The sequence below is a fragment of the Stenotrophomonas sp. CCNWLW57 genome (assembly GCF_037203925.1).
Taxonomy (GTDB): domain Bacteria; phylum Pseudomonadota; class Gammaproteobacteria; order Xanthomonadales; family Xanthomonadaceae; genus Stenotrophomonas; species Stenotrophomonas rhizophila_A.
Window position 1 is genome coordinate 113,541 of the sequence record NZ_JBBCBJ010000005.1, and the last position, 17,617, is coordinate 131,157.

12 protein-coding genes are annotated in these 17,617 nt (G+C 67.4%); 5 read left to right on the plus strand and 7 right to left on the minus strand.

What is annotated here, in order from left to right:
• Positions 1–14: 14 nt before the first annotated feature.
• Positions 15–1,079 (minus strand): YeiH family protein, encoded by a 1,065-nt coding sequence (locus V9K91_RS13290; protein WP_095364209.1) that lies wholly within the window; start codon positions 1,077–1,079, stop codon positions 15–17.
• A gap of 114 nt (positions 1,080–1,193) precedes the next feature.
• On the opposite strand from V9K91_RS13290, the gene V9K91_RS13295 reads away from it, so the two are divergent.
• Together V9K91_RS13295 and V9K91_RS13300 are read left to right on the plus strand one after the other, a co-directional pair.
• Complete coding sequence (locus V9K91_RS13295; protein WP_336443371.1) at positions 1,194–2,096, plus strand: LysR family transcriptional regulator; 903 nt, start codon at positions 1,194–1,196, stop codon at positions 2,094–2,096.
• 36 nt (positions 2,097–2,132) lie between these two features.
• Complete coding sequence (locus tag V9K91_RS13300; RefSeq protein ID WP_095364211.1) at positions 2,133–4,022, plus strand: ATP-binding cassette domain-containing protein; 1,890 nt, start codon at positions 2,133–2,135, stop codon at positions 4,020–4,022.
• A 371-nt stretch (positions 4,023–4,393) separates the two neighbouring features.
• Here V9K91_RS13300 and V9K91_RS13305 read toward each other — a convergent pair whose 3' ends face one another.
• Positions 4,394–4,855, minus strand: coding sequence for a cytochrome c (locus V9K91_RS13305; protein ID WP_068851246.1), 462 nt, complete (start codon positions 4,853–4,855; stop codon positions 4,394–4,396).
• A gap of 8 nt (positions 4,856–4,863) precedes the next feature.
• Positions 4,864–5,259 (minus strand): c-type cytochrome, encoded by a 396-nt coding sequence (locus V9K91_RS13310; RefSeq protein ID WP_068851249.1) that lies wholly within the window; start codon positions 5,257–5,259, stop codon positions 4,864–4,866.
• A 206-nt stretch (positions 5,260–5,465) separates the two neighbouring features.
• Between V9K91_RS13310 and V9K91_RS13315 the strand changes: the two genes are divergently transcribed.
• Genes V9K91_RS13315 through V9K91_RS13325 form a run of 3 tightly spaced genes read left to right on the plus strand, consistent with a single transcriptional unit; the run spans position 5,466 to position 13,218 of the window.
• Positions 5,466–6,614 (plus strand): efflux RND transporter periplasmic adaptor subunit, encoded by a 1,149-nt coding sequence (locus tag V9K91_RS13315; RefSeq protein WP_068851252.1) that lies wholly within the window; start codon positions 5,466–5,468, stop codon positions 6,612–6,614.
• Positions 6,611–10,126: an efflux RND transporter permease subunit gene (locus V9K91_RS13320; RefSeq protein ID WP_095364212.1), complete on the plus strand. Its 3,516-nt coding sequence runs from the start codon at positions 6,611–6,613 to the stop codon at positions 10,124–10,126. Before V9K91_RS13315 ends, V9K91_RS13320 begins: the two co-directional genes overlap by 4 nt.
• On the plus strand, positions 10,123–13,218 hold the full coding sequence (locus tag V9K91_RS13325) for an efflux RND transporter permease subunit (protein WP_095364213.1): 3,096 nt from the start codon (positions 10,123–10,125) through the stop codon (positions 13,216–13,218). Before V9K91_RS13320 ends, V9K91_RS13325 begins: the two co-directional genes overlap by 4 nt.
• A 107-nt stretch (positions 13,219–13,325) precedes the next feature.
• Here V9K91_RS13325 and V9K91_RS13330 read toward each other — a convergent pair whose 3' ends face one another.
• The 4 genes from V9K91_RS13330 to V9K91_RS13345 all read right to left on the minus strand — a co-directional run bounded on the left by V9K91_RS13330 (position 13,326) and on the right by V9K91_RS13345 (position 17,601).
• The gene (locus tag V9K91_RS13330) at positions 13,326–14,561 is read right to left on the minus strand and encodes a TraB/GumN family protein (protein ID WP_068851262.1); all 1,236 of its coding nucleotides are present in this window, start codon (positions 14,559–14,561) and stop codon (positions 13,326–13,328) included.
• A complete protein-coding gene (locus tag V9K91_RS13335) occupies positions 14,554–15,084 on the minus strand; it encodes a GNAT family N-acetyltransferase (protein ID WP_095364214.1) in 531 nt (176 codons plus the stop codon). Before V9K91_RS13335 ends, V9K91_RS13330 begins: the two co-directional genes overlap by 8 nt.
• 23 nt (positions 15,085–15,107) lie before the next feature.
• Positions 15,108–15,995 (minus strand): carbon-nitrogen hydrolase, encoded by an 888-nt coding sequence (locus V9K91_RS13340; protein WP_095364215.1) that lies wholly within the window; start codon positions 15,993–15,995, stop codon positions 15,108–15,110.
• A 568-nt stretch (positions 15,996–16,563) separates the two neighbouring features.
• Positions 16,564–17,601, minus strand: coding sequence for an agmatine deiminase family protein (locus tag V9K91_RS13345; RefSeq protein ID WP_095364623.1), 1,038 nt, complete (start codon positions 17,599–17,601; stop codon positions 16,564–16,566).
• Between the last annotated feature and the right edge of the window lie 16 nt (positions 17,602–17,617).

The following is a 17,617-nucleotide window of genomic DNA, read 5'->3' on the forward strand; positions in this document are numbered from 1 at the left end:
CACATTCTACCCGCTCAGCCGATCAGCCAGTGAACCGCCAGGTTGATCCCCAACCCACCGCCGAGCAGCCATGCAAACAGCAGCAGCGCCAGCAGCAGTGGCTTCGGCCCCGCCCGGCGCAGGGCGGACACGTGGGTGGTCAGGCCCAGCGCGGCCATCGCCATGGCCAGCAGCACGGTATCCAGGTCGATGGCCGCGCCGACCACGGCGGGCGGCAGCAGGTGCAGCGAGTTGATGCCCGCCACCGCCACGAAACCGAACGCAAACCAGGGCACCACGATCCTGGCCCGCGCCGTGCCGGGCTGCGTCGCATGGCCGCGGGCCAGCAGCAGCGACAGCGCCACCAGGAACGGGGCGAGCATCATCACGCGCACCATCTTGGCGATCACGGCGGTATCGGCGGCGCTTTCGCTGACCGCGCGCCCGGCCGCCACCACCTGGGCCACTTCATGCACCGTCGAGCCGGTGAACACCCCATAGGCCTGTTCACCCAGCGCCAGCCAGGCGTGTTCCAGGTTGAGCTGGTACAGCGCCGGATACAGGAACATCGCCAGCGTGCCGAACACCACCACGGTCGACACCGCCACGGTGGCCTGTTCGGCGCGGCCGCGTACCACCGGCGCGGCGGCCATCACCGCGGCCGCCCCGCAGATCGCGCTGCCGGCGCCGATCAGCATCGCGGTATCGCGGTCGATCCCAAGCCAGCGCGTGCCGGCCCAGCACGCCAGCCCGAAGGTGCTGATCAATACCAGTGCGTCAATCAGCACGCCGCCTGCGCCGACCTGGCCGATGTCCTGGAAGGTCAGGCGCATGCCGTACAGGACGATGCCGGCGCGCAGCAGCCAGTGCTTGGCGAAGCCCACACCGTCTGCCGACGATGCGGCCAGGTGCGGGTACACGGTGTTGCCCAGTGCGATGCCCAGCACGATGGCCAGGGTGAGTGCACTGATGCCGTGCGCCTGCAGCCATGGCACGGAGGACAGGCCGATGCCCGCTGCCGCCAGGCTGGCGGTCAGCAGCAGGCCGGGCACCCGGCTGCGCCAGCGTTGGAATGCACCCGCGGTGGGTGCGCTCACCATTGAGATGGTCACGGTTCGCTCTCGTCGAAACAGGGCTACAGCGTGCCCTTGACCATTCAACTGGTAAAACGCATTGTTTTTGTCGAATCAACCGACAAAGAAGGTTAATCCACGATGCGTCTGACGCTGCGCCAATGGCAGGTTTTCTTGAGCGTGGCCGATGCCGGATCCACCGCTGCGGCGGGCGCCCAGCTCCAGCTTTCGCAGTCGGCCACCAGCGCCGCCCTCAACGAACTGGAGGGGCAGCTTCCCGCACCTCTGTTTGACCGGATCGGGCGCCGGCTGGTGCTCAACGCCACCGGGCGCGCGTTGCTTGACCCGGCCCGCGCGCTGCTGGTGGCGGCGAGGGAGCTGGAACAGCAGGCCGGGGCGGGGCAGTCGCACGCGGCCGGCACGCTGGCCCTGCAATTGCGGATAGGCGCGAGCACTACCATCGGCAATTACCTGCTGCCGACCCGGGTGGCTTCGCTGCTGGCGGCAAATCCGCAGGCCCAGGTGGACCTGCGGATCGGCAACAGCGCCGACGTGGTGGCGGCCGTGCAGCGGTTGGAGGTCGACCTGGGCCTGATCGAAGGACCGTGCCACGAAAGCGGCCTGGAGGTGCTGCCCTGGCAGCGCGATGCCCTGGTCATCGTGGCGGCGGCCGCCTCGCCGTTGCCGGATGCGGTGGATGTCGCGTCACTGGCCGCGGCGCGCTGGCTGCTTCGCGAGCCCGGCTCGGGCACCCGCGAGGCGGTTGAGCAGGCCCTCCTGCCGTACCTGCACCACTTCGGGCGCGCCATGCAGCTGGGCAGCACCGAGGCGATCAAGCAGGCGGCGGCGGCGGGGCTGGGCCTGGCCTGCCTGTCGCGGCACGCCGTGGCCGATCTGGTCGCGCTGGGCAGCCTGCGGGTCCTGCAGACGCCGCTGCCGCCCCTGTCGCGTCAGCTGTGGGTGGTGCGCCACCCGGGCAAGCGGGTGCCGGCGGAACTGGCCGCACTGCTGGGACTGCCGGCATCCGCTTTTGCGTCCGGCTGAGCGACGCCGCAGGCCGCCAGCCCGTACAATGGCGGGATGCCTCTGATTACTCTGCAAAACGTCGACTTCAGCGTCGGCGGCCCGCTGTTGCTGGAAAAAGCCGAACTGTCGATCGAGCCGGGCGAACGCATCGCCCTGATCGGCCGCAACGGCGCCGGCAAATCCACCCTGCTCAAGCTGCTGTCCGGCGACCACAAGCCCGACGACGGAGAAGTGCGCGTGCAGCAGGGGGTGCGCATCACCCGGCTGGAGCAGGAAGTGCCGCACGGCGCGGCCGGCAGCGTGTTCGACGTGGTCGCCGATGGCCTGGGCGAGCTGGGCCAGTGGCTGGCCGAATTCCACCACCTCAGCGTGGCCGACGAGTTCGATGGCGATGCGCTGTCGGCGGTGCAGGCCAAGATCGATGCCGCCAACGGCTGGGGACTGGACCAGCGTGTGAGCGAAACGCTGACCAAGCTCGACCTGGACGGCGATGCCGAATTCGCGCGCTTGTCCGGCGGCATGAAGCGCCGCGTGCTGCTCGGCCGCGCGCTGGTGTCCGCGCCGGACCTGCTGCTGCTGGACGAACCGACCAACCACCTGGACATCGAAGCCATCGACTGGCTGGAAATGTTCCTCAAGAACTGGAACGGCAGCGTGGTGTTCGTCACCCATGACCGCCGCTTCCTGCGTGCGTTGGCCACCCGCATTGTCGAGATCGATCGCGGCCAGGTCACCAGCTGGCCGGGCGACTGGGCCAACTACGAACGCCGCCGCGAAGAGCGCTTGAACGCGCAGGCACAGGAAAACGCGCGCTTCGACAAGATGCTGGCGCAGGAAGAGGTCTGGATCCGCCAGGGCATCAAGGCCCGCCGCACCCGCGACGAAGGCCGCGTGCGCCGCCTCAAGGCGATGCGCAGCGAGCGTTCGCAGCGCCGTGAACTCGGCGGCAACGTGCGCATGGAAGCCTCGCAGGCGGAGAATTCCGGCAAGAAGGTCATCGACGTCAAGGACATTTCGTTCGCGTTCGGCGAGCGGGTGATGGTCAAGGATTTCAGTACCACCATCCTGCGCGGCGACCGGATCGGCCTGATCGGTCCCAACGGCAGCGGCAAGACCACGCTGCTCAAGCTGCTGCTGGGCGACCTGGCGCCGGACAGCGGCGAAGTGCGCGCCGGCACCAACCTGCAGATCGCCTACTTCGACCAGTACCGTTCGGTGCTGCGCGAGGACTGGACCGCGATCGAGAACGTGGCCGAAGGCCGCGATTTCCTCGAGGTCAACGGCAAGCGCAAGCACGTGCATGCGTACCTGCAGGATTTCCTGTTCACGCCCGAGCGTGCGCGCGCGCCGATCACCCGCCTGTCCGGCGGCGAGCGCAACCGGCTGCTGCTGGCCAAGCTGTTCGCGCAGCCGTCCAACCTGCTGGTGATGGACGAACCGACCAACGATCTCGACGTGGAAACGCTGGAGCTGCTCGAAGAGCTGCTTGGTGATTACACCGGCACGCTGCTGCTGGTCAGCCATGACCGCGACTTCCTCGACAACGTGGTGACCTCCACGATGGTGATGGAAGGCGATGGCGTGGTCGGCGAGTACGTGGGGGGCTACACCGACTGGCAACGGCATGCGGCACGCGTGGAAGCGGCAACGGCCGCGGCGTCGGTGCCTGCGGCCAGGCCGGCTGCCGCGCCGGCAGCGGCGGCACAGGCGGCATCGGCAGCACCCAGGCGCAAGCTCAGCTTCAAGGACCAGCGCGAGCTGGAGCAGCTGCCGTTGAAGATCGAAACGCTGGAAAAGGATGTCGAAGGCCTGACCGCCGCGATGAACGATCCCGCGTTCTACCAGCGCAGCGCGCCGGACATGGCCGCACACACCCAGAAGCTGGGTGCGGTGCAGGCTGAGCTGGATGCGTCGTACAAGCGGTGGGAAGAGCTGGATTCCTGACGCGCGTCCCCGGGTAAAGGCAGCCGACTAACAGTCGGCTCTACCGGCGCTGGCGCATCCGGATCGTCGTGCGTTCGTTCCGGACGCATCCGGATCGTCATGCGTTCGTTCCGGACGTATCCGGATCGTCGTGCGTTCGTTCCGGACGCATCCGGATCGTCATGCGTTCGTTCCGGACGTATCCAAATCGTCATGCGATCGCCAGCAATTCGTAGCGCCGACTGTCAGTCGGCGACCGCGCGCAGCGCGGCAAACCATCCCGGCGCGTGATCGACACGCGCTCAATATCCTGCCGGCGTTCAAACCCGACCGAAACCCTCCTTCCGGCGTTCATGACCCCGGAACGGAGAGCAGCCACGCAGGGCGTGGCGCTACTTCAGCCCGTGCAGATCCCGCAACTGGCTCGGCCGCGAACCGAAGTACGCGGCCAGGTCGGCAATGTCCTGGTCGCTCAGGTCGGTGGCCTGCCCGGTCATCAGCGGATGCTGGCGGTCCCCGGCGCGGTAGGCCTGCAGGGCGTGGGCCAGGTAATCGCCGTACTGCCCACCCAGCTTCGGGTAGGTAGGGTCGATCGGCTGGTTGCCGTCGGCGCCGTGGCAGTCGATGCAGCTCTGCCCGGTCGCCTTGCCCTTGACCTTGGCCCGCGCTTCACCGGCGGCGATGCGGCCCGCCGGCAGGCCGGCGGAGGAGCCTGACCCGTGCTCGCCACTGGCGTGGCCCGGGTCGGCGGCGGAATCTGCGCTGTTTTCCACCTGCGACTGCGAACAGGCAGCCAGCAGCAGGGCAACGGACAGGGCGATGGCGTGACGCTTGAAGGGCGTGGCTTTCGTCATGAGCGCGCTTATTTGACGGTGGACAGGTAAACAGCGAGATCGGCGATCTCCTGTTCAGAGAAACTCATGGACTGCGCCTGCATCGTGGGATGCCGGCGTTTGCCCTGGCGGTACTCGCTCAGGGCCTGGCTGAGGTACTGCTGGGTCTGCCCACCGATCTTGGGCACCCGGTAGCTGGGGTACGCGTTCTTGTAGCCGGTGATGCCGTGGCACCCCTGGCAGGTGTAGGCCAGCACGCGGCCATTGTCGAAGCTGCCGGTCAGGGCAGGCGGGGCGGCGGGCGCGGCTGCCGGGGCAGCGGCGGGTGGCGCGGGTACGGCAGGAGCAGGTGCGGCCTGGACGGCAACCCCGAAGGGCAGGAGGACGGCCAGAGCAAGACAAGCGGCGAGCGGCTGCGGGCGCATGATGTCGTTTCCGGTATACGGGTTCTGGTCGTTCCGGCGTGGGGTACGGAACTGTCCCGAGTATAGCCTGCGTTTTCATCTAGCTGAAACCGGGCAGTGCCGACGAGTGGTCGCAGGTCACCATGACCTTTGGGATATGGTGTTGTCGTGACGTGGTGCATTACTTTGCTACCACACCTGCTCACGCATCCTTCAGGGACACGACGATGTTGCGAATCTCTCTTCTGCCCGGCCGCACCGGAACCTGCGCCGCGGCGCTGCTGATCACTACGACCCTGCTGCTGGGCGGTTGCGGCGCCGGTGGCCCCGCCGGCGATGCCGCGGCGGCCGAGAAGGATCCCAAGGCCGAAAAAGCTCCCGACGCCGTCCCGGTGGAGGCGGTAGCGGCCAGCCGCCGTGCGGTCGCCGCCAGCTACACCGGCACCGCCGCGCTGGAAGCGCGCGCCGAATCGCAGGTGGTGGCGAAAACGTCGGGCGTGGCCCTGGCCGTAATGGTCGAGGAGGGCCAGCAGGTTCGCGCCGGGCAGCCGCTGGTGCGGCTGGACCCGGACCGGGCGCGCCTGGCCGTGGCCCAGAGCGAAGCGCAGATGCGCAAGCTGGAGAACAGCTACCAGCGCGCCCAGAAACTGGTGGGCCAGCAGATGGTCAGCGCCGCCGATGTCGACCAGCTGCGCTACGACCTGGAAAACGCGCGCGCGCAGTACCGCCTGGCGACCCTGGAACTGTCCTACACCACGGTGGTGGCGCCGATCTCCGGCGTGATCGCATCGCGCTCGATCAAGACCGGCAACTTCGTGCAGATCAATACGCCGATCTTCCGCATCGTCGACAACTCGCGGCTGGAAGCCACGCTCAACGTGCCCGAGCGCGAACTGGCCACGCTGCGTGCCGGGCAGCCGGTAACCCTGGTGGCCGACGCGCTGCCGGGTAAGTCCTTCCCCGGCACCGTGGACCGCATTTCCCCGGTGGTCGACGCCGGCAGCGGCACCTTCCGCGTGGTCAGCGGCTTCGGCGAAGATGCCGCCGGCCTGCAGCCGGGCATGTTCGGGCGGATCCGCATCGACTACGACCAGCGCGCCGACGCGCTGGTGGTGCCGCGCCTGGCGCTGCTCGACGACGGTGACCCGGCGGTGTTCCGCGTGCGCGCGGGCAAGGTTGCCCGCGTGCCGGTCAAGCTGGGCTACGCCGAAGGCCCGTGGGTGGAGATCCGCGAGGGCCTGGCCGAGGGAGACAAGGTGGTGACGGCCGGCAAGGTCGCCCTGCGCGACGGCACCGCTGTGCAGGTGATCGGCGACAAGCCGGCCACCGCGGTGGCCAGCAAGGCCGCCCCGGCCAAGGCGGAGACCCGTCAATGAGTTCGGCCGGGCACGACCACGGTAACGAGCCGCAGCCGGGCGAAGGCCCGGCGGCGCCTGGTGGCGGCCTGGTGGAATTCGCCACCCGCCGCCGCGTCACCATCTTCATGTTCATGATCACCCTGGTGCTGTTCGGCCTGATCGCGCTGGGCAACCTCAAGGTCAACCTGCTGCCGGACCTGAGCTATCCCACGTTGACCGTGCGCACCGAATACACCGGCGCGGCGCCGACCGAGATCGAAACGCTGATCACCGAACCGGTCGAAGAGGCGGTGGGCGTGGTCAAGAACCTGCGCAAGCTGAAGTCGATCTCGCGCACCGGGCAGAGCGATGTGGTGCTTGAATTCGCGTGGGGCACCAACATGGACCAGGCCAGCCTGGAGGTGCGCGACAAGATGGAAGCGCTGAACCTGCCACTGGAGGCCAAGGCCCCGGTGCTGCTGCGCTTCAATCCCTCCACCGCGCCGATCATGCGCCTGGTGATCGCGGCCAAGGACGACCCGGCCAGCGATGCCGACGCCGTGCGCCAGCTCACCGCGCTGCGCCGCTATGCCGATGAAGACCTGAAGAAGAAGCTCGAACCGGTGGCCGGCGTGGCGGCGGTGAAGGTGGGCGGCGGCCTGGAAGATGAAATCCAGGTCGACATCGACCAGCAGAAGCTGGCCCAGCTCAACCTGCCGATCGATACCGTCATCAAGCGGCTGAAGGAAGAGAACATCAACATCTCCGGCGGCCGCCTGGAAGAAGGGTCGCAGCGCTTCCTGGTGCGTACCGTCAACCAGTTCGCCGACCTGGAAGACATCCGCAACCTGCTGGTGACCACCCAGGGCAGCAACGGCAGTGCCGCCGACGCGGCCATGCAGCAGATGTTCGCCATCGCCGCCTCGACCGGTTCGGATGCCGCGGTCGCCGCCGCGTCCGCCGCGCAGAGCGCTTCCAGCAGCAGCTCCACCACCGTGGCCAACGGCGTGCCGGTGCGGCTGAAGGACGTGGCCACGGTGCGCCAGGGCTTCAAGGAACGCGAAGCGATCATCCGCCTGGGCGGCCGCGAAGCGGTGGAACTGGCCATCTACAAGGAAGGCGATGCCAACACGGTGGCCACCGCCGAAGCACTGCGCGCAAAGCTTGAGCAGATCAAGGCGCAGATTCCCGGTGATGCCGAACTGACCACCATCGAGGACCAGTCGCGCTTCATCGAGCACGCCATCAGCGACGTCAAGAAAGATGCGGTGATCGGCGGCCTGCTGGCCATCCTGATCATCTTCCTGTTCCTGCGCGATGGCTGGAGCACGTTCGTGATCAGCCTGTCGCTGCCGGTCTCGATCATCACCACGTTCTTCTTCATGGGCCAGCTGGGGCTGAGCTTGAACGTGATGTCGCTGGGCGGGCTGGCGCTGGCCACCGGCCTGGTGGTGGACGATTCCATCGTGGTGCTGGAAAGCATCGCCAAGGCGCGCGAACGCGGCCTGGGCATCCTGCAGGCGGCCATCACCGGCACCCGCGAAGTCAGCATGGCCGTGGTCGCCTCCACCCTGACCACCATCGCGGTGTTCCTGCCGCTGGTGTTCGTCGACGGCATCGCCGGCCAGCTGTTCCGCGACCAGGCGCTGACCGTGGCGATCGCCATCGCGATCTCGCTGCTGGTGGCGATGACCCTGATCCCGATGCTGAGCTCGCTCAAGGGCCGCCCGCCGCTGGCGTTCCCGGAAGAGCCCGCGCATGCCGCATGGCAGCCGCAGCGTCGCTGGCTCAAGCCGGTCGCCGGGAGCCGCCGCGGTTTCGGCGCGCTGGTCCGCTGGACCGTGTTCGGCATCGCGTGGGCCATCGTGCGCGTGTGGCGCCTGCTGGTGGCGGTGATCGGCCCGGTGATGCGCAAGGCCAGCGACCTGGCCATGAAGCCGTACGCCGGTGCCGAGCGCGGTTACCTGCGCCTGCTGCCGAACGCACTGGCCCACCCGGGTAAGGTACTGGGCATGGCGGCGCTGGCCTTCGTGGCTACGCTGGCGCTGGTGCCGATGCTGGGCGCGGACCTGATTCCGCAGCTGGCCCAGGATCGCTTTGAGATGACCGCAAAGCTGCCGGCCGGCACGCCGCTGAAGCAGACCGATACGCTGGTGCGCGAGCTGCAGCTGGCCCACGCCAAGGACGACAGCATCACCTCGCTGTACGGGGTGAGCGGCAGCGGCACGCGGCTGGATGCCAGCCCGACCGAGAGCGGCGAGAACATCGGCAAGCTCACCGTGGTGATGGCCGACGGCGGCAGTGCCCGCACCGAGGCGGCCATCACCGAGCGCCTGCGCGCTTCGATGCAGGGCCACCCGGGCGTGCAGGTCGACTTCGCGCGGCCCGCACTGTTCAGCTTCTCCACGCCGCTGGAAGTGGAGCTGCGCGGGCAGGACATGGCCACCCTGGAACGTGCCGGGCAGGCGCTGGCCGCGCGGTTGCGCAGCAACCCGCACTACGCCGACGTGAAATCGACCGTGGAAGAGGGCTTCCCGGAAATCCAGATCCGCTTCGACCAGGAGCGCGCCGGTGCGCTGGGCCTGACCACGCGGCAGATCGCCGACGTGGTGGTCAAGAAGGTGCGCGGCGACGTGGCCACGCGCTACAGCTTCCGTGACCGCAAGATCGACGTGCTGGTGCGCGCCCAGGAAGGCGACCGCGCCAGCGTGGAGAGCATCCGCCGGTTGATCGTCAACCCGGGCAGCACACGCCCGGTGACGCTGGACGCGGTGGCCGACGTGGTGGCCACCAACGGCCCCAGCGAGATCCACCGGGCCGACCAGACCCGCGTGGCGGTGGTGTCGGCCAATCTGCGCGACATCGACCTGGGCGGCGCGGTGCGCGAAGTACAGGACATGGTCGCCAATGACCCGCTGGGTGCCGGCGTCAGCATGCACATCGGTGGGCAGGGCGAGGAGCTGGCCGAATCGGCGCGCTCGCTGATCTTCGCCTTCGGCCTGGCGATCTTCCTGGTCTACCTGGTGATGGCGTCGCAGTTCGAATCGCTGCTGCACCCGTTCGTCATCCTGTTCACCATTCCGCTGGCGCTGGTCGGTGCGATCCTGGCGCTGATGCTCACCGGCAAGCCGATCTCGGTGGTGGTGTTCATCGGCCTGATCCTGCTGGTGGGGCTGGTGACCAAGAACGCGATCATCCTGATCGACAAGGTCAACCAGCTGCGCGAGGCCGGCGTGGCCAAGCATGAGGCGCTGGTGGAGGGCGCGCGCTCGCGCCTGCGCCCGATCATCATGACCACCCTGTGCACGCTGTTCGGCTTCCTGCCGCTGGCGGTGGCGATGGGCGAGGGTGCCGAAGTGCGCGCCCCGATGGCGATCACCGTGATCGGCGGCCTGCTGGTGTCCACGCTGCTCACCCTGCTGGTGATCCCGGTGGTGTACGACCTGCTTGATCGCCGTGGCGATGCCTATTACCGCGAACGTGGCCGCCATCACCACCGCGGTACGCCCGATGCCAGCACCGCCGGTGGTGCGGCCCAGGAGCCGGCATGAGCATCGCCGAGTTCTCCATCCGCCGTCCCATCACCACCATCATGTGCTTCGTCTCACTGGTGGTGGTGGGCCTGATCGCCTCGTTCCGGTTGCCGCTGGAGGCACTGCCGGACATCTCCGCACCGTTCCTGTTCGTGCAGGTGCCCTACACCGGCTCGACCCCGGAGGAAGTGGAGCGCACCATCATCCGGCCAACCGAGGAAGCGCTGGCCACGATGACCGGGATCAAGCGCATGCGCTCCCAGGCGACCGCCGAAGGTGCCAGCATCTTCATCGAGTTCACCGACTGGGACCGCGACATCGCCATCGCCGCCTCCGACGCACGCGAGCGCATCGACGCGATCCGCAGCGACCTGCCCGATGACCTGCAGCGCTACAACGTGTTCAAGTGGTCCAGCAGCGACGAGCCGGTCCTGAAGGTGCGCCTGGCCAGTGCGTCGGACCTGACCGGTGCCTACGACATGCTCGACCGTGAGTTCAAGCGGCGGATCGAGCGCATTCCCGGCGTGGCCCGGGTGGAGATTTCCGGGGCGCCACCCAATGAGGTGGAAATCGCGATCGATGCCGATCGCCTGACCGCGCACAACCTGAGCATCAACGAACTCAGCGACCGCCTGCGCACGCTCAACTTCTCGATCTCGGCCGGGCAGATCGACGACAACGGCCAGCGGGTACGGATCCAGCCGGTCGGTGAAATCACCGACCTGCAGGAACTGCGCGACCTGGTCATCGATACCAAGGGTCTGCGCCTGGGCGACATTGCCGACGTGCGGCTCAAGGCGGCGCGGATGAACTACGGCCGTCGCCTGGATGGCAATCCGGCGGTGGGCCTGGACATCTACAAGGAGCGCAGCGCCAACCTGGTGGAAGTCTCGCGAGGCGCGCTGGCCGAGGTGGAAGCCATCCGCCGGCAGCCGTCGATGCGCGATGTGAACATCAAGGTGATCGACAACCAGGGCAAGACGGTGACGTCCTCGCTGCTGGAGCTGGCCGAAGCCGGCGCGGTCGGCCTGCTGCTGTCGGTGACGGTGCTGTTCTTCTTCCTGCGCCATTGGCCGTCGACGCTGATGGTGACCCTGGCGATCCCGATCTGTTTCGTGATCACCCTGGGCTTCATGTACTTCGTCGGGGTGACCCTCAACATCCTGACCATGATGGGCCTGCTGCTGGCGGTCGGCATGCTGGTGGACAACGCCGTGGTGGTGGTGGAAAGCATCTACCAGGAACGCGAACGCATGCCCGACCAGCCGGTGCAGGCCTCGATCATCGGCACCCGCAACGTGGCCATCGCGCTCAGCGCCGGCACCCTGTGCCACTGCATCGTGTTCGTGCCCAACCTGTTTGGCGAAACCAACAACATCAGCATCTTCATGGCGCAGATCGCGATCACCATCTCGGTCTCGCTGATGGCCTCGTGGCTGGTGGCGGTGAGCCTGATCCCGATGCTGTCCGCGCGCATGCAGACGCCCAAGCTGGTGCACTCGCAGACCGGCGTGATCGCCCGCCTGCAGCGCCGCTATGCCCAGCTGCTGCAATGGACGCTGGAACACCGCGGCTGGAGCGTGTTCGGCATCATCATGGTGGTGCTGGTCAGCCTGGTGCCGATGAAGCTGACCAAGATCGACATGTTCGGTGGCGAAGGTGGCACCGATGTCTTCATCGGCTACAACTGGAAGGGGGCCTTCACCCGCGCGCAGATGTCCGACGAGATCCTGCGGGTGGAGCAGTACCTGGACCAGAACCGCGAGAAGCTGCACATAACCCAGGTGTATTCCTGGTACAGCGAACAGGAAGGCAGCAGCACGATTGTCACTCTGGACCAGAAGCACGCGGGCAACATGGCCGCCGTGCAGGAGTCGCTGCGCAAGGGACTGCCGCGCTCGGCGCGCGCCGATTACATCGTCGGCAACCAGGGCGGCGATGGCGGCGGTGGCGGTGGCAGCAAGGGCGTGGAAGTGCAGCTGGTCGGTGATTCGACCCAGATGCTGCAGGAGATCGGCGAAGACGTGGTGCCGTTGCTGGCCCAGCGCAAGGAACTGCGCGATGTACGCATCGACAATGGCGAGAAGGGCAGCGAGTTGTCCATCCACGTGGACCGCGAGCGTGCCGCTGCGTTCGGCTTCAATGCCGAGCAGGTTGCCAGCTTTGTCGGCCTGGCGCTGCGCGGTGCACCGCTGCGCGAGTTCCGTCGCGGTGACAGTGAAGTTCCGGTGTGGGTGCGCTTTGCCGGTGCCGAACAGAGCAGCCCGGAAGACCTGGCCAGCTTCACCGTGCGCACCGGCGACGGTCGCTCGGTACCGCTGCTGAGCCTGGTCGATGTCAGCATCAAGCCGTCCGCCACCCGCGTCGGCCGTACCAACCGCCAGACCACGCTGACCATCAAGGCCAACCTGGCCGAGAAGGTGACCGCGCCGGAAGGCCGCAAGGCGATGGAGGAAACCCTCAAGCCGATGAGCTTCCCGGCCGGGTACAACTTCACCTTCGACGGCGGTGACTTCGGTGACGACAACGAGGCCATGCAGCAGATGCTGTTCAACCTGGTCATCGCGCTGGTGATGATCTACGTGGTGATGGCGGCGGTGTTCGAATCGCTGCTGTTCCCGGCCGCCATCATGAGCGGGGTGCTGTTCTCGATCTTCGGGGTGTTCTGGTTGTTCTGGCTCACCGGTACCTCGTTCGGGATCATGTCCTTCATCGGCATCCTGGTGCTGATGGGGGTGGTGGTGAACAACGGCATCGTGATGATCGAGCACATCAACAACCTGCGCCGGCGCGGCCTGGCCCGCACCCAGGCGCTGGTGGAAGGCTCGCGCGAGCGCCTGCGCCCGATCATGATGACGATGGGCACGGCGATCCTGGCGATGGTCCCGATCTCGCTCACCGACACCCAGTTGCTGGGCGATGGCCCGCCGTACTATCCGATGGCGCGCGCCATTGCCGGCGGCCTGGCGTTCTCCACCGTGGTCAGCCTGCTGTTCCTGCCGACCATCTACGCCATGCTCGACGACATGAGCATCAACGTGGCCCGCATCGTGCGGCGGGCGAGGGGATTGCCGCCCAAGGGCAGCGGCGCGGTGATCGAACCGGCATGAATGAAAAGGGCCACGCAATGCGTGGCCCTTTTCGTATCGACCAACGGTCGATACCTACGGTTCCGATCCCCGTGGGTAGGTACCGACCGTTGGTCGGTACGGCGCCGTCAGCCGCCGACCTTGTTCCAGACCTGGAAGCCAGTGAGCCACAAACCCAGCATGCTGCCCAGGTTGGTCAGCATGAAGGTCAGCACCACCCGGGTGACCCGGTTGCGGTACCAGCCGCGCACGCTCTGCGCGTCATCGCGCAGCTTGAGGAAATCCTCGTACGCCGGCTTGCGCAGGCGCGCCTCGACCAGCGCGGCAAAGGCGCCCGTCGGGATGCTCAGGCGGAATGGCTTGAACGGTGCCACCACGATGGCGGTGAGGATGCTCAGCGGATGGCTGCCGGCCAGCAGGCAGCCCAACCCGGCCAGGCCGCCGGTGTACATCGCCCACACCGCCAGCAGCTCGGTGCCCACGCCCAGTCCACCGCGATAGAACCCCACGGCAATACCGGCCAACACCACTGCCAGGATGGTCAGCGTGATCCACGGAATGTTGCGCTTCTTCGGCACGTCTTCCAGCGACGCGCGCAGCGGGCCGGGCGCTTCGGTGTCCGATTCCAGGTACTTCGCCAGCCCGGCCAGATGGCCGGCACCGACCACGGCCAGCACTTCGCGCTGGGCCGGATCGTGCACTTCGCGCAGGCGGGTGGCCATGTAGCGGTCGCGCTCGCCGATGATGGTTTCGTACAGTGCCGGGCTTTCGCTGGCGAACTCGCCGAAGCTTGCTTCGAGCATGTCACCCTGCTTGAGCTTCTCGATCTCGTCTTCGCCGACGTCGTCGGAGGCGAACAGGCCGGCGCCCAGGCCCATGACCAGTTTGATCTTGCCGAAGAAGCCCAGCCGCTGCGAGGCGCGCTTGAAGGTCAGGCCCACTTCGCGGTCGATCAGGTGCACCGGCAGGTTGTGCGCGTTGGCCAGGCCGACTGCGCGCTTGAGCTCGGCACCGGGCTCGATGCCCAGCTGCTCGGCCAGCCGCCGCTGGTAGGCGGCCAGGGCGAGGTTCGCGGCGAACAGCGCCACGCGGCCCTTGCGGATCACTTCGACCAGGTCCAGTTTGGCCAACGCATCGGGATTGGTCAGCGCCTGCAGGCGCTGCGGATCAAGCTCCACCGCGACCGCATCGAAGCGGCCGCTGTTGATGGCCCGTTCCACCACCTCCACGCTGGCCTGCGAGACGTGCGCGGTGCCCAGCAGGGTATAGCGCACGCCGTCGCGCTCGACCACGCGCACGGGCTGGCCGGCGAACAGGGTGTCGCCGTTGTCGTCCATCAGGTTTTCAGTCATTTCATCATTCATTCGAAGGGGCGCTGTCGGCACCGTCGCCGAGCGCGCGCTGCATCTGCACCGTATCCAGCCAGCGCCCATGCTTGCGGCCCAAGCCACGGAAAATGCCGACCAGGTGGAAGCCGAAGCGTTCGTGCAGCTTGATCGATGCGGTGTTGGTCGGTTCGCCGATCACTGCCACCATCTGCCGGTAGCCACGCGCGACGCAGGCGTCGATCAGGCCCTGCATCAGCGCGGTGCCGACGCCCTTGCCCTGGAACGCGGCATCGACGTAGACGGAGTTTTCGACCGTCCACTGGTAGGCGATACGCCCTCGGTAGGTGTTGGCATAGGCGTAGCCGGCCACGTGGCCGTCAACCTCGGCCACGATGTACGGGAAACCGCGTGCGACGATGTCGTGCATGCGCCGCTGCATCTCGGCCGCATCCGGAACGTCGTACTCATAGGTGTTGACGAAGTCGGTTACTTCCACCGCATAGATGGCGGTGATGGCCGCAATGTCGGCATCGGTGGCGTCGCGCAGCAGCACGGTCACGGGGCAGGGTTCCTGTGGGAAGGTCAGTCGATGTAGCGCTTGAGCAGGTCGCCATAGGCGTCGATGCGGCGGTCGCGCAGGAACGGCCATATGCGGCGCACGTGTTCGCTGCGCTGCAGGTCGACATCGCAGACCAGAACGGTCGGTTCGCCACCGGCTTCGGCGATGAACTCACCCTGCGGGCCCAGCACGTGGCTGTTGCCCCAGAACTGGATGCCGGAGGCGCCCAGCGGCGACGGCTCATGGCCGACGCGGTTGCAGCTCAGCACGGGCACGCCGTTGGCCACGGCATGGCCGCGGTGGCTGAGCACCCAGGCATCGCGCTGGCGGCCCTGTTCGTCCTTCTGGTCATCCGGATCCCAGCCGATGGCGGTGGGGTAGAGCAGCAGTTCGGCACCGGCCAGCGCCATCAGGCGCGCGGCTTCGGGGTACCACTGATCCCAGCAGACGAGCACGCCAAGGCGACCCACCGAGGTATCGATCGGCTTGAAGCCGATGTCGCCGGGGGTGAAGTAGAACTTCTCATAGAAGCCGGGATCGTCCGGGATGTGCATCTTGCGATACTTGCCCAGCAGGGTGCCGTCCTTTTCGAAGACCACGGCGGTGTTGTGGTACAGGCCGGCGGCGCGCCGCTCGAACAGCGAGCCGACGATCACCACGCCATGCTTCTTCGCAAGCGCGCCAAGGCGCTCGGTGCTCGGCCCGGGGATCGGTTCGGCCAGGTCGAACTCATCCACCGATTCGTGCTGGCAGAAGTACGCGCCGTTGTGCAGTTCCTGCAGCAGGACCAGCTTGGCACCCTGGGCAGCCGCTTCAGCCACGCGCGTTTCGATCACGGCCAGGTTGGCGGCCGCGTCACCGTGGTTGCGCTCCTGGATCAGGGCGACGGAAAGGGTGTGGCGTGAGCTCATCCGGGGCGGGTCCTGCAGGGGGAAAAACGCAGTTTATCGCGGATGGGTGTGTGCGGCGTGCTGGGCGATAAATGGGGTGCGTCTCTGGTCGCGAAGAGCAGCTGTTCACCTTTACGGGCTGGGCCGGCCGACGGGCAGCCCACTACGGGACACGCCGTAAACCCATCCATGGGGGCTTGGCAAAAACATCCATGTTTTTGACAGTCCCTACGTGGGCTGCCCGCCGGCCGGCCCCGATAGTGGGTCGGCTACGCATGGAAGAGCAGCCACGCAGGGCGTGGCTCTACGGCTCGGCGAAACTCCCGGTAACGCGTGAACATGACCGGCACCGCCGTTGATCTCCCATGGCCACCAACACACCGTCGAGGGTCGGCGGGGGCGGGGGTACGGGGGCTTTGCGAAACATGGATGTTTCGCAAGAGCCCCCAGGGATGGGTTCACGGCGCCCCCCGTACCCCCGCACCCGCCGGCCCAGCTCAGACCATGCGAGGCCCACCGGCTGTTCGCCCAAAACAAAAAGCGCCGGGCAAAGCCCGGCGCCTGGGAAACTCGCGATTGCCGAAGTGCGTTACGCCGCCAGCAACCCAGCCGGCAACTGCATGGTGATGCAGTGCAGGCTGCCGTTCTGCCAGATCAGCGAGCGGCAGGGCACCTGCACGATCTCGTGGTCCGGGTAGGCCTGGGCCAGTACGTCGCGTGCCGCGTCGTCGGCCACGTCACCGTAGGCCGGCATCAGTACCGCGCCGTTGAGGATCAGGTAATTGGCGTAGGACGCGGCCAGGCGGCGGCCTTCGTCGATCACCGGGCGTGCCCACGGCAGCGGGAACAGTCGGTACGGCTGCCCATCGGCGGTGCGCAGCGCGGCCAGTTCCTTGCCCATCGCCTGCAGCTCGGCATGGTGCGAATCGCTGGCGTCATCGCAGGCCTGGTAGACAATGCTGTCCACCGACGCGAACCGCGCCAGCGTGTCGATGTGCGCGTCGGTGTCGTCGCCTTCCAGGTAGCCGTGGTCCAGCCACAGCACCCGGTCCTGCGCCAGCCAGCTTGCCATGTCCGCGCTCAGCGACGCACGATCCCGGTCCGGGTGGCGTTCGTGCAGGCACTTCCAGGTGGTGAGCAGGGTGCCCGCGCCGTCGGTCTCGATGGCGCCGCCTTCCAGCGCGAACGGAATGCTCTGCAGCTCCGCGTCGGCGAACAGGTTGGCGGCGTGCAGCACGCCCACCAGCTGGTCGTCCAGGCTGGCCTCGAACTTGCCGCCCCAGCCGGTGAAGCGGAAGTCCAGCAGGCGGAAGCCGCCGTCGGCGCGGCGCAGCGTGATCGGGCCCGAATCGCGCAGCCAGGTGTCGTCGTACGGCGCGGTGACGAAACGCACGCGGTCGGTGTCGATCCGGTTGGAGCGCAGGCGCGCGTCGGCGTACGCCTCCAGGTCGTCATCGGCCACGATGATCACCACCGGCTGGAAGCGGGTGATGGCCGCGACCAGCGCGATGTAGGTGTCCTCGACGTCACCCAGGCGGTCGGCCCAGTCGGTGTCGGCGTGGGGCCAGGCGATCAGGATGGCGGACTGGGATTCCCATTCGGCCGGAAAGCGGAGCGTATCGTTCATGGTCTCGGTGCGATGG